Origin of the sequence: Streptomyces sp. NPDC006140 (assembly GCF_040628815.1) — a bacterium.
Lineage (GTDB): Bacteria > Actinomycetota > Actinomycetes > Streptomycetales > Streptomycetaceae > Streptomyces.
Genome location: NZ_JBEXTS010000003.1, coordinates 162,560 through 175,250 on the forward strand (window position 1 = coordinate 162,560; position 12,691 = coordinate 175,250).

Annotated in this window: 8 protein-coding genes; 3 read left to right on the forward strand and 5 right to left on the reverse strand. The window is 70.2% G+C overall.

The genetic code is table 11. The features are described from left to right. Window positions 1-120: 120 nt before the first annotated feature. A complete protein-coding gene (locus ABZ386_RS10210) occupies window positions 121-3,039 on the reverse strand; it encodes a glycoside hydrolase family 48 protein (RefSeq protein WP_351343092.1) in 2,919 nt (972 codons plus the stop codon). 407 nt (window positions 3,040-3,446) lie between these two features. Here ABZ386_RS10210 and ABZ386_RS10215 point away from each other — a divergent pair, with 407 nt between their 5' ends. Then, window positions 3,447-5,168: a glycoside hydrolase family 6 protein gene (locus ABZ386_RS10215; protein ID WP_351343090.1), complete on the forward strand. Its 1,722-nt coding sequence runs from the start codon at window positions 3,447-3,449 to the stop codon at window positions 5,166-5,168. A 145-nt stretch (window positions 5,169-5,313) separates the two neighbouring features. Further along, window positions 5,314-6,300: a methyltransferase domain-containing protein gene (locus ABZ386_RS10220; RefSeq protein WP_356503338.1), complete on the forward strand. Its 987-nt coding sequence runs from the start codon at window positions 5,314-5,316 to the stop codon at window positions 6,298-6,300. Window positions 6,301-6,389: 89 nt separating this feature from the next. Here the strand turns inward: ABZ386_RS10220 and ABZ386_RS10225 are convergent, their stop codons facing one another. The 3 genes from ABZ386_RS10225 to ABZ386_RS10235 form a co-directional block, all read right to left on the reverse strand. Next, complete coding sequence (locus tag ABZ386_RS10225; RefSeq protein ID WP_351343086.1) at window positions 6,390-7,262, reverse strand: aldo/keto reductase; 873 nt, start codon at window positions 7,260-7,262, stop codon at window positions 6,390-6,392. Window positions 7,263-7,336: 74 nt separating this feature from the next. After that, window positions 7,337-9,163, reverse strand: coding sequence for an AMP-dependent synthetase/ligase (locus tag ABZ386_RS10230; RefSeq protein ID WP_351343084.1), 1,827 nt, complete (start codon window positions 9,161-9,163; stop codon window positions 7,337-7,339). A gap of 297 nt (window positions 9,164-9,460) precedes the next feature. Continuing rightward, window positions 9,461-10,339 (reverse strand): LysR substrate-binding domain-containing protein, encoded by an 879-nt coding sequence (locus ABZ386_RS10235; RefSeq protein WP_114256379.1) that lies wholly within the window; start codon window positions 10,337-10,339, stop codon window positions 9,461-9,463. Window positions 10,340-10,473: 134 nt separating this feature from the next. On the opposite strand from ABZ386_RS10235, the gene ABZ386_RS10240 reads away from it, so the two are divergent. Further along, window positions 10,474-11,511, forward strand: coding sequence for a bile acid:sodium symporter family protein (locus tag ABZ386_RS10240; protein ID WP_351343081.1), 1,038 nt, complete (start codon window positions 10,474-10,476; stop codon window positions 11,509-11,511). On the opposite strand, the gene ABZ386_RS10245 is transcribed toward ABZ386_RS10240, so the two are convergent. After that, a complete protein-coding gene (locus ABZ386_RS10245; protein ID WP_351343079.1) occupies window positions 11,447-12,685 on the reverse strand; it encodes a DUF4185 domain-containing protein in 1,239 nt (412 codons plus the stop codon). The genes ABZ386_RS10240 and ABZ386_RS10245 overlap by 65 nt on opposite strands. Between the last annotated feature and the right edge of the window lie 6 nt (window positions 12,686-12,691).

Here is a 12,691-nt window from a genome sequence, read left to right on the forward strand (position 1 = left end):
TGCGGAGCCGTGTACGCAGAGCTTCGGACGCTGTCCTGGGGGCGCGGGGCACTGCGCGACCAGCCACAGCCGGACCCGCAGCCGAAGTCCCCGCGCCACCCGCGGAGCGCCCGGCGGGGGCTATTCGAGAAGCTCCGCGTACGAGCCCATGGCCGTCGCGATGTCCGCCTGAGCCCAGAACCGGTGGTACGTGAACGACGGCACCGCGCCGCCCGCGAGATAACTCTCGATCTTCGACCAGGCCGGGTCGTCCTCGTAGAAGGACCGGATCGAGTCGAACGTCGACGACGAGTTGATCGCGTCACCGTTCGGCATCGTGCCCGTCCAGCCACTCGGGATGTACACCGGGTCGTCGAAGCGGTTGTAGTCGGCCCGGCTCTCCGGGACGGCGATACCGAGGGCGTCCTGGTGGTTGTCCCACATCCCGTCCAGCAGCTTCTTCGCCGCCGCCGCGGCCTCCGTGTCACCGGAGCGGTCGGCGTAGTACGTCAGCGTCTTGGCGAACGCGGCAGCCACACCGACGTCGTTCGTGTAGTCCACGACACTGACCCGCAGCCCGCTGTTGGAGCCGGGGTTCGAGGCGTTCCAGGTGTCGGGCTGCCCCGACCACTGGAGCGTCGACGGGATCCGGAAGGTGCCGTCCGGGTTGAACGTGGTCTTGGACAGCGCCCAGTCGACCCACTTGTCGAGGACCGTCTTGGCCTTCGCGTTGCCCGTCTGCTGGTACAGCTCGGCGACCCGCTCCATGGACCACGCCTGGAAGCCGAACCACTGGTTGGACGGCGGGTCGTGGTACACGGGCTTCTCGTCGTAGTACATGCCGTAGAACGTCGACTTCCCGGCCGGCGGGGTCGCGTACCGGCCCGCCCAGCTGTTGGTCGCGCCGCCCGCGATGGCCCCCTCGCTCGACTGCAGCCAGCGGTAGAACTCCAGTTGCCGGTCGAGGGACTTGGCCCAGTCCGCCGCGCCCGTCGCCGACTTGGGCTTCAGCGGGGCGTAGTTGGCCAGCGCGTATGCGGCCAGCGGGTTCTGGTAACCGCCGTGGGCGTGGCTGGAGCCGATGCGCCAGGCCCAGCCGGCGCTGGTGTCCGTGGCGCCGCCCCAGGCGTAGTACCAGGACATCAGGTACATCGAGGCGTCCTTGCCGGTGCCCGCCGGGCAGGTCGAGGGACCGACGCAGTTGCCGATCTTCTTGAAGTACTTGTCGAACATCGAGTAGCGCAGGTAGTCGCCCATCTTGGCCGCCTTGGCGACCGTCGCGGAGACCTGCCCGCCCTTGCCCTGCTCCTTGGCCCACAGGTCCGCCCAGTAGGCGGCCTGCACGGCGCGCGCGTCGGCGTCCGGCGCGTTGGTGAACTTCCACTGCTTGGCGTAGGAGGCGTCACCGGTGAACAGGTCCAGATAGCCGTTCTTGCCGCCGTACTTGAAGGCGTCGCAGGTCGGCTGCGGCACCGTCTCCCAGACCGACTCCTGCGAGCCGCGCTGGAAGGTGTTGATGTACGACGGTCCGGTGTCCGAGGGACCCGCCTCGCACTTGCCGGGCGAGTTGCCGTAGCCGTAGACGTTGTCCACGTCCTGCAGCCAGTGCATGCCGTAGACGTCGTCCGTGCCGTACGCGCTCTTCAGCTCGGCCGCGATCGGGTCCGGGCCGACCGAGACACCGGAGTCGAGCTTGGCCGGGTACTCGTTCGGGGTGTCCAGCTCGGGCGCGTAGGTCGCCGGCTTGGAGGCGTTGTAGAAGGAGTTGGTCGGCTGGTCGGCCTTGGTGGGGATCATGTACTTCTCCATGAGCTCCCACGCGCCGTTGAACTTCGACCAGTCGCCCGTCACCTTGCCGTACATGGCCTGGAGCCACAGGAGGTAGCTGTACGCCTCCGACGTGGTCTCATGGCCGTGGTCCGGCGCCTCGACGATCAGCGTCTCGACCGAGTGGTACGGGATGCCCTCGGGGGAGAAGTAGCCGTTCGCCGGGTTGGTGATCTTCCCGTAGAGCTCCAGGAAGCGGGCGTCGTAGGCCTTCGTCGCCGCCAGCTGGGTGACGGTGACCGAGGCCTTGGCATGACCCGGGGCCGTCGACTCGAACACGGCCGAACCGGTACCGGAGTTGGCGGCCGTGACGGTCACCTTCTGCGCGGTGTTCCAGTTCTGCGGCGTGAAGGTGAGCGAGGCGCCGCCCGTGACCGACAGGCCCGAGTTGCCGCTGGCGCGAGCCGACGTGACGGTCACGTTGGACGCGGGCTGCTTCGACAGCTTCACCTCGTACGTGCCCGACTTGCCCGACTGCACGCCCAGTTGGAGCGGCGAGGCCACCACGGTGGGGCCGGCGGCGACCGTGATGCCGACCGGGGTGGAGTTCGCGGAGGCGCCCATGCTGTCGTACGCCTTCGCCACCAGCGAATGACTGCCCACGGTCAAGTCGGAGACGGAGAGCGAGTAGGGCGCGCTCGTGTCCGTGCCCAGCAGCCTGGTGTCGTCGTAGAACTCCACCTTGCTGATCGTGGCGTTGTCCGCGGCCGCGGCGGTGGCCGCCAGCGGCACCGCCTCGCCCTGGGTGTAGACGGCGCCCGCGGCCGGGCTGGTCAGCACGGCGATCGGCGGCTGGTGCGCGCCGGTGCAGGGGGTGCCGTTGACCGCGAAGGACGTCGGCGCGGCGTTGCTGCCGCTGTAGGAGAACTGGGCGCCGGTGGAGACGGCGGCGCCCGCGGCGACCCGGGCGTTGTGCGGGGCGTTCTTCACGGTGATGGTCTGGCCGGACTGCGACCAGCTGCCGTTCCAGCCGTTGCCCAGCTTCTGGTTGCCGGAGTAGGCGTAGGTCAGCGTCCAGCCGTCGATGGCGTCCGTGCCGCGGTTGGTGAGGGTCAGGTCCGCCGTGAAACCGGAACCCCAGTCGTTCGTCTTGTAGTCGACACTGCACTGGAGTGCCGCCGCCTGCGCGGGAGTGGTCCCTGAGGAGAGCATCGTCAACGGAAGCGCGAGAGCTGCGAGTGCGGCGGTCCACAGGCGCCGCACGGCTCTGCGTCTCCGGGGTGGGGGATGCATGGTGCTGGTTCCTCCTTGCGGCTCGGAGAAGTCAAGGCTTGAACCAGTGGGAGCGCTCCCATAGTGAGGACGGGTGTGGTACCGGTCAAGGTGCTTGAAGAGTCGAAAAGATTCGACGCCGTGTGTTGAGCGAAAGTCAGTGACTCCCCTGTTCTTTGCCGACACTTGGCGCTACCTTCCTTGACACCAGTGGGAGCGATTCCATCAGTCGACGCGTCCGTCACGACGGGCCCGACCTGCACGGAGTCGCTCATGCGACACCCCTCGCGTTCAGTACTTATAGCCGCCGCCTCCGCGGTCGTCCCCGGCTGCGCGAGCGCCGGTGCCGGGTTCCTCGTGTCCTTGTCCTTGTCGGAGCGCGCCCTGAACGGCTGACACCCCCACCACCGAAAGGGAAACCCGCACTCATGAGCCGTACGAGAACAGCGTTACTGGCCGCCATGGCCCTGGTCGCCGGCGTCACCGGCACCGCGTTCGCCGCCGACCCCGGCGGCGCCGGCACCACCGCCGTCCCCTGCACCGTCGACTACAAGATCCAGAACCAGTGGAGCACCGGCTTCACCGCCGCCGTGACCATCACCAACAACAGCGCCGCCAAGTCCTCCTGGTCGCTGAAGTGGTCCTACGCCGGCAACCAGAAGGTCACCAGCGGCTGGAACGCCAAGATCAGCCAGAGCGGGGCCGCCGTCACCGCGGCCAACGAGAGCTACAACGCCCAGCTCGCCACCGGTGCTTCGGTCAGCTTCGGCTTCCAGGGCAGCTACAGCGGCAGCAACGCGATCCCGGCCACCTTCACCCTCGACGGCGTGACCTGCAACGTCGACAACGGCGGCCCGGGCGGCCCCACGGATCCGCCGGACCCGGGCGGCCCCGCCAACCGGGTGAACAACCCCTACGACGGCGCCAAGGTGTACGTGAACCCGGAGTGGTCCGCGAAGGCCGCGGCCGAGCCGGGCGGCAGCCGGGTCGCCAACCAGCCGACCGGTGTGTGGCTGGACCGGATCGCGGCGATCAACGGCGCCGGCGGCAAGATGGGCCTGCGCGCCCACCTCGACGAGGCACTGCGCCAGAAGGGCTCCGGCCAGCTCGTCGTCCAGCTCGTCATCTACAACCTGCCCGGCCGTGACTGCGCCGCCCTCGCCTCCAACGGAGAGCTGAAGGCCGACGAGATCGGCCGCTACAAGACCGAGTACATCGACCCGATCAAGGCGATCCTCGCCGACCCGAAGTACGCCGGGCTGCGGATCGTCACCACCGTCGAGATCGACTCGCTGCCGAACCTCGTCACCAACACCGGCAGCCGCCCGACGGCCACCCCGCAGTGCGACGTCATGAAGGCCAACGGCAACTACGTCAAGGGCGTCGGCTACGCCCTGAACAAGCTCGGCGACGTGCCGAACGTCTACAACTACGTCGACGCCGGCCACCACGGCTGGATCGGCTGGGACGACAACTTCGCTCCCTCCGCCACCCTGTTCAAGGAGGCGGCGACCGCCGAGGGCGCGACCGTCAACGACGTCCACGGCTTCATCACCAACACGGCGAACTACAGCGCCCTGAAGGAGAACAACTTCTCCATCAACGACAACGTGGCCGGCAAGTCCGTCCGCGAGTCGAAGTGGGTCGACTGGAACCGCTACACCGACGAGCTGTCCTTCGCCCAGGCCTTCCGCAACCAGCTGGTCTCGGTCGGCTTCAACTCCGGCATCGGCATGCTGATCGACACCTCCCGCAACGGCTGGGGCGGCACGGCCCGGCCCGCCGGTCCCGGTCCCCAGACCTCCGTCGACACCTACGTCGACGGCGGCCGCTACGACCGCCGCCTCCACGTCGGCAACTGGTGCAACCAGTCCGGTGCCGGCCTCGGCGAGCGCCCGCAGGCCAACCCGGCCGCCGGGATCGACGCGTACGTGTGGATGAAGCCCCCGGGCGAGTCCGACGGGGCGAGCAAGATGATCGAGAACCCCGACGGCAAGGGCTTCGACCGGATGTGCGACCCGACGTACGAGGGCAACGCACGCAACAACTACAACATGTCGGGTGCCCTGCCGGACGCGCCGCTGTCCGGGGACTGGTTCTCCGCCCAGTTCCGGCAGCTGATGCAGAACGCGTACCCGCCGCTGTCGTGACCGGCTGACGTCCCGTCCCCACGGGTCCGCCGGGGCTTCGGCCCCGGCGGATCGGTGCGTGATTTTTGCGGGAGCGGCAACAGTGGTGGCCTTCTCGCGGTGCGTCGGCGCAGGCTGACGGCATCCGAGCGAGAGGCTGACCACCATGGCGCACGACCACCACGAGCAGAACCACGACCACGGGCAGCACGGGCAGAATCACGAGCACGGGCAGCACGGCGACCCCGGGCGCCGGGGGCACGATCACGGGCCCGGGCACGGGCCCGGGCAGGGTCACCACCACGATCACACGGACATCGACTGGGCCGAGATGGGCCCGATGCTGGAGTCCTCAGCGGAACTGTTCTCGTCCCTGTACGAGCGGGCCCTGGGCTGGCTGGCGCAGGAGGTGACCGAGCCGGGGCTGATCGTCGACGCGGGCAGCGGGCCGGGCGTCGTGTCGTGCCTGTTCGCGGAGACGTTCCCGGGCGCGCGGATCGTGGCGGTGGACGGGTCCGAGCCGCTGCTGGAACGGGCCAGGGCGCGAGCCGAGCGGCAGGGGGTGGCCGACCGCTTCAGCACGATCGCCGGTGAACTCCCGGACGTACTGGACGAGTTGGACTACCCCGCCGACCTGCTCTGGGCGAGCCGCAGCCTGCACCACCTCGGCGACCAGCGGGCCGCGCTCGCCGCCTTCGCGGCACGGCTCGCGCCCGGCGGCACGCTGGCCCTCATGGAGGGCGGGCTGCCCCCGCGGTTCCTGCCGCGCGACATCGGCATCGGCCGGCCGGGCCTCCAGGCGCGGATCGACGCGGTGGAGGCGGAGTGGTTCACGCAGATGCGCACCGGCCTGCCGGGCCATGTCGCGGTGACGGAGGACTGGCCGGCCCTGCTGGCCGGCGCGGGCCTGAAGCACACCAGGACCCACACGTTCCTCCTGGACCTGCCCGCACCCGCCTCGGAGCGGGCGCGGGCCTATGTGGTCACGTCCCTGTCGCACGTGCGGGAGAGGATCACGGACGGCCTCGACGCCGAGGACCTGGCGACCCTCGACCGCCTCCTCGACCCCGACGACGAGGCGAGCCTGCACCGCCGTCCGGACGTGTTCGTCCTGGAGGCCCACACCGTGCACACGGCCGTCCGGCCGGTCTGACCCCCGCCGAGTCCGAGGGGGCGGACACGGACAGCGCCCCGGTTCCGGCCGCGTAGCGGCTCAGGAGACCGGGGCGCTGTCGGTGCGGGTCAGGAGTTGACCTCCACCGGGTCCGGGCCGATGCGACGGTCCTCGTTGAGGGCGCTGATGGCCGCCAGGTCCTCGGTGTCCAGGCTGAAGTCGAAGACCTCGATGTTCTCCTTGATCCGCGACGGCGTCACGGACTTCGGGATCACCACGTTGCCCAGCTGGATGTGCCAGCGCAGCACGACCTGGGCGGGCGTGCGGTTGTGCTTCCGGGCGATGGCCACGATCGCCGGGACCTCCAGCAGGCCCTTGCCCTGGCCGAGCGGCGACCAGGCCTCCGTGGCGATGCCCTGCTCCGCGTGGTATTCGCGGGAGGCGTGCTGCTGCAGGTGCGGGTGCAGCTCGATCTGGTTGACCGCCGGGACGACCGACGTCTCGCCGATCAGCTTCTCCAGGTGCTCCGGAAGGAAGTTGGAGACACCGATGGCCCGGATCCGGCCGTCGGCGTGCAGCTTCTCGAACGCCTTGTACGTGTCCACGTAGGTGCCCCGGTCGGGCATCGGCCAGTGGATCAGGTACAGGTCGACGAAGTCCAGGCCGAGCTTCTCCAGCGACGTGTCGAAGGCGCGCAGCGTGGAGTCGTACCCCTGGTCGGCGTTCCACAGCTTCGTGGTGACGAAGAGCTCCTCGCGGGGGAGGCCGGAGGCGGCGATGGCCTTTCCGGTGCCCTCCTCGTTGCCGTAGATCGCCGCTGTGTCGATGCTGCGGTACCCGGCCTCCAGCGCCGTCGCGACCGCCGACTCCGCCTCGTCGTCCGGCACCTGCCAGACACCGAAGCCCAGCTGGGGCATCTCGACGCCGTTGTTCAGGATGATCGGGGGGACCTTGCTCACGAGCTCTCGATCCTTCGGTTTGTGGTCAGGGTGTCCTCCCATCGTCAACGATCACGAGCCGTGATGCATTCCTGACGGGAGAATTCAGAAGCGACACCTGCCCCGCGGGGCGGATGTCACGCCCGGTACAGCGCCTCGACCTCGTTCTCGTACGCCTTTTCGATCGCCTTCCGCTTCAGCTTCAGCGACGGGGTCAGCAACCCGTGCTCCTCCGTGAACGGCTGGGCCAGGATGCGGAAGGTGCGGATCGACTCGGCCTGTGAGACGAGGGTGTTGGCGGCGACCACCGCGCGGCGCACCTCCGTCTCCAGATCGGCGTCGCGCACCAGCTGCGCCGGGGACATCTGCGGTTTGTTCCGCATGGTCAGCCAGTGCTCCACGGCCTCCTGGTCGAGCGTCACCAGGGCCGCGATGTACGGGCGGTCGTTGCCGACGACGATGCACTGGTTGACCAGCGGGTGGTCCCGGACGCGTTCCTCCAGCACACCGGGCGAAACACTCTTGCCACCCGATGTGACCAGGATCTCCTTCTTGCGGCCGGTGATGGTGAGGTAGCCGTCCTCGTCGAGCGAGCCGAGGTCACCGGTGGCCAGCCAGCCGTCGTGCAGGGTCTCGTCCGTGGCCTTGGGGTTGTTGAGGTAGCCCTGGAACACGTTGTCGCCGCGCAGCCAGATCTCTCCGTCGTCCGCGATGTGCACCGTCATACCCGGGATCGGCTGACCCACCGTGCCGTAGCGGGTGCGCCCGGGCGGGTTGGCGGTCGCGGCGGCCGTGCACTCGGTCAGGCCGTAGCCCTCGTAGATGTGCACGCCCGCGCCGGCGAAGAACAGTCCGAGCCGCCGGTCCATCGCCGAGCCGCCGGACATGGCGTGCTTGATGCGGCCACCCATCGCGGCGCGGATCTTGGAGTAGACGAGCTTGTCGAACAACTGGTGCTGCATGCGCAGCCCGGCGGACGGGCCGGGGCCGACGCCCCAGGCCTTCGCCTCCATCGCGTCGGCGTACTTGATGGCGATGTCGACGGCCTTCTCGAAGGGGCCGGAGCGGCCCTCCTTCTCGGCCTTGCGGCGGGCCGCGTTGAACACCTTTTCGAAGATGTACGGCACGGCGAGGAAGAACGTCGGCTTGAACGCCGCCAGGTCCGGCAGCAGGGCCGCCGCGTTCAGCTGCGGCTGGTGGCCGAACTTCACCTTGCCGCGGATCCCGGCGACCTGCACCATCCGCCCGAAGACATGGGCGAGCGGCAGGAACAGCAGGGTCGCCGCCTCGTCGCCCCGCTTGGAGTGGAACAGAGGCTCCCAGCGTTCGATGACGGTGTCCGCCTCGAACATGAAGTTGCCGTGCGTGATGACGCAGCCCTTGGGCCGGCCGGTCGTGCCCGAGGTGTAGATGATCGTGGCGACGGAGTCGGGCGTGACGGCCTGCCGGTGGCGGTGCACCACCTCGTCGTCGAGGTGCGCGCCCGCGTCGTACAGCTCGTGCACCGCGCCGGAGTCCAGTTGCCACAGGCGGCGCAGCTGCGGCAGCCGGTCGATGACGGTGGCGATCGTCATCGCGTGGTCCTCGTGCTCCACCACGGCGGCCGTCACCTCGGCGTCGTACAGCATCCAGAAGCACTGCTCGGCCGAGGAGGTCGGGTAGACCGGCACCACCTGGGCGCCGATCGTCCACAGGGCGTAGTCGAACAGCGTCCACTCGTAGCGCGTGCGGGACATGATCGCGACCCGGTCGCCGAACCGGATGCCGCTCGCCAGCAGGCCCTTGGCCAGGGCGAGCACCTCGTCGCGGAACTCGGCGCTGGTGACGTCCCGCCACTGGCCGGAGTCGTCCTTGCGGCCCAGCGCGATGTGCAGCGGGTCCTCCTGGGCATGCTGGAAGACCACGTCGGCCAGACCGCCCACCGGAGGTGCCAACGCCAACGGAGGGTTGGAAAACTCGCGCAAACCCCGCTCCCCGCTCCTCAGCGCTTTTGTCGAGTGACGCTCCGCACAGCGCCATGGAAGCTACCCCACAGCACCAGGGCGCGGGAGGGGGGTGAGCAGTGAGCGGCGCTCGGATCGGTGCTGGTCAGGAGGGAGAAAGCACGCACATGGGGAAGGGTCGGACAGAATCCTGACGGTTGAGTAAGTTTCGGTGCCGTAATCTCCACCGAATCTGTACGACTCCGGGCGCGGCACGGGCGAGCTGAGGAGGGGCCTCTTCTGTCAGCGCGGCGGCCGCGGATTCCGTCACTCCGTTTGTCACAGGCCCTTGCGTGAGCTGCGGTGCAACCGGTCCCCGCCGGCCAGGATCGCCGCCGCCAGCGCGTCCGCCGCCCCCTGCGCGGAGGAGCGGCGCCGGCCGTGCACCACGACGAAGTCGACCTGCCCCAGCTCCGGCAGCCCCGCCCGGTCCGGCACCCGCACCAGGCCCGGCGGGATGAGGCCGCGGGAGTGGGCCATCACGCCGAGGCCCGCTCGGGCCGCCGCGACCAGGCCGTTGAGGCTGCCGCTGGTGCACACCACCCGCCATTCGCGGCCCTGCCGCTCCAGGGCCTCCAGGGCGAGCGCGCGGGTGATGCCCGGCGGCGGATAGACGATGAGCGGCACCGGGCGGTCGGGGTCGAGGCGGAGGCGCTCGGCGCCGATCCACACCAGCCGGTCGTGCCGGACCAGCTCGCCGCGCGGGTCCTCGGGCCGCCGCTTGGCCAGCACGAGGTCCAGCTTCCCGGCGGCCAGCTGTTCGTGCAGCGTGCCCGACAGCTCGACCGTCAGCTCCAGGTCGACCTCCGGGTGCTCGTGCCTGAAGCCCTCCAGGATCTCCGGCAGCCGGGTCAGCACGAAGTCCTCCGAGGCGCCGAAGCGCAGCCGGCCGCGCAGCCGGGTGCCCGTGAAGAACGCCGCCGCCTGCTCGTGCACCTCCAGGATCCGCCGCGCGAACCCGAGCATGGCCTCGCCGTCCTCGGTCAGCTCCACCGAGTGCGTGTCCCGGGTGAACAGCGTCCGCCCGGTCGCGTCCTCCAGCCGCCGCACGTGCTGGCTGACCGTCGACTGCCGCAGCCCGAGCCGCCGCGCGGCCTGCGTGAAGCTCAGCGTCTGCGCCACCGACAGGAACGTGCGCAGATGGGAGGGCTCGTACATGGCCCAAGGTTATCGCGGTACGCGATAGCAGTGAGAGCGGTGTGCGGGATTCCCGATCGCCGGACGGGGGAGCAGGATGGAAGGGGGCCGTTCCGGCCCTGTGACCGACCGAAGCACCAAGCAAGTGGAGCACCGTGAAACGCCTGCGCTGGCCGAGCCGGCTGCCGATCGACCCCTACATCCTGCTTCTCCTCGGGACGGTGGGCCTCGCCGCACTGATCCCGGCGCGCGGGACGGCCGCCGATGTCTCCTCCGGCGCCTCCACGGCCGCGATCGCCTTCCTGTTCTTCCTCTACGGGGCCCGGTTGTCCACCCGTGAGGCGCTGGACGGCCTGCGCCACTGGCGGCTCCACGTCACGGTCCTGGCCTGCACCTTCGTGGTCTTCCCGCTGCTCGGCCTGGCGGCGCGCGGCCTGGTGCCGGTGATCCTGACCCACCCGCTCTACCAGGGCCTGCTCTTCCTCACGCTCGTCCCGTCGACCGTGCAGTCGTCGATCGCCTTCACCTCGATGGCCCGCGGCAACGTGCCCGCGGCGATCTGCGCGGGCTCCTTCTCCTCCCTCGTCGGCATCATCGCCACCCCGCTGCTCGCGGCCTCCCTGCTCGGCAGCAGCGGCGGGTTCTCCGCCGACTCGCTGCTGGAGATCGTGCTGCAGCTGCTCGTGCCCTTCCTCGCCGGGCAACTGCTGCGCCGCTGGATCGGCGGCTTCGTCACCCGCCACAAGAAGGTCCTCGGCCTGGTGGACCGCGGCTCGATCCTCCTGGTCGTCTACACGGCGTTCAGCGAGGGCATGGTGCAGGGCATCTGGCGCCAGGTCAGCCCCGCGCGGCTCGGCGGGCTGTTCGCCGTCGAGGCGGTGATCCTCGCCGTGATGCTCCTGCTGACCTGGTACGGCGGCAAGGCGCTGGGCTTCGGCCGGGAGGACCGGATCGCGATCCAGTTCGCGGGCTCGAAGAAGTCCCTCGCCTCCGGACTGCCCATGGCGAGCGTTCTGTTCGGCCCGCAGGCGGCCCTGGCCGTGCTGCCGCTGATGCTCTTCCACCAGATGCAGCTGATCGTGTGCGCGGTGCTCGCCAAGCGGCGTGCGCAGGACCCGGTGGCCGACGTCACCCCGCGGGAGCCAGCCGCACCGTCACGAACCGCGGTCGGTACAGGGACACGTTCCGGCTGAGCTGGGCGGCGGCGCCGGTCGTCTCCAGCCAGTTGACGTCGTAGCTCAGCACGAGACGCCCGGCGCCGCTCAGCACGGGATGCGCCTGCGGGTTGTAGGCGGCCACCTGGCCCTGCGGCAGCGACGGGCTGAACTCCTTCGCCGGCCCGTGCCACGGCCCCTCCGGTGAGCACGCCCAGTAGGACGCCACGGTGGTCAGGCCCTTGGTGCCCGTGGCCATCGTGAACAGCACATACGTCCCGGCGTCCCGGACGACCGAGAACGCGCTGCCCACGCCCTTGCGCTGTCCGTCCCCGAGCACCGGCCGGGGCCGGGCGCCGGGCACCCACGCCGAGCCGCTCCAGTACCGCCAGGCCGCCGGATCCGCGAGCCCGCCCTCCGGCACCCGCGCCACGTAGGCGTGCGAGGCCGGGCGGGAGGCGGCCTGGCCGTCGTCGCCGCCGAAGACGTACGTCCAGCCGTCCTCCTCCACCAGCGTCGTGCCGAACAGCACGCGCCGGGACGGGTCGGGGACCAGCTGCTGGTCGAGCACCTTGACGATCGACTCCAGGCGCAGCTCGGGCAGGGACAGCGTGGCGACCTCGGTGGCGGTGGGCACGCCGTAGATCCACGGGGACGCGCCCGCGGTGCGGACCCACAGCAGTACCCGCACGACCCGCTCGGAGGAGCCGGGGGAGCGGGGTTCGACGCGGGCGGCGACCGGCCAGCGCCACTGGTTCGGCGCCGGGTCGGCGAAGAGCGGGGCGGGCAGCGTGGATTCGAGCCGCCCGTCGCGCATCAGCACGGCCGAGTTGCGCACCAGCGGGGCGGTGGTGTCCCGCCAGGCGTAGGACTCGCCGTGCGGGTTGGGCGGGCCGTGCACCCGGCCCAGATAGGTGTCGGAGAACAGCCACAGCACGCGGCCGTCCGGCAGCCGCACCGAGTGGGTGCCGTCGCCGCCGGTCCAGTCGTCGGTGCGGGACGCGTCGTCGCCGTAGCGGGCGAACTCGGCGGTGAGGCCCTCGTCCGCCCGCCACGAGCCGACCGTGCGCGCCGCACAGGCGCCCTCGTCGTCCCGTCTGTCGTCGTCCGGCAGGGCGATGAGCAGCGCTGCCCCGAGAACCAGGACCAGCAGCAGGCCGATCCCGGTTCCCGTGCGCTGTCGTGCTCGTGCTGCGTATGCGTCGTCGGGCACGACCCG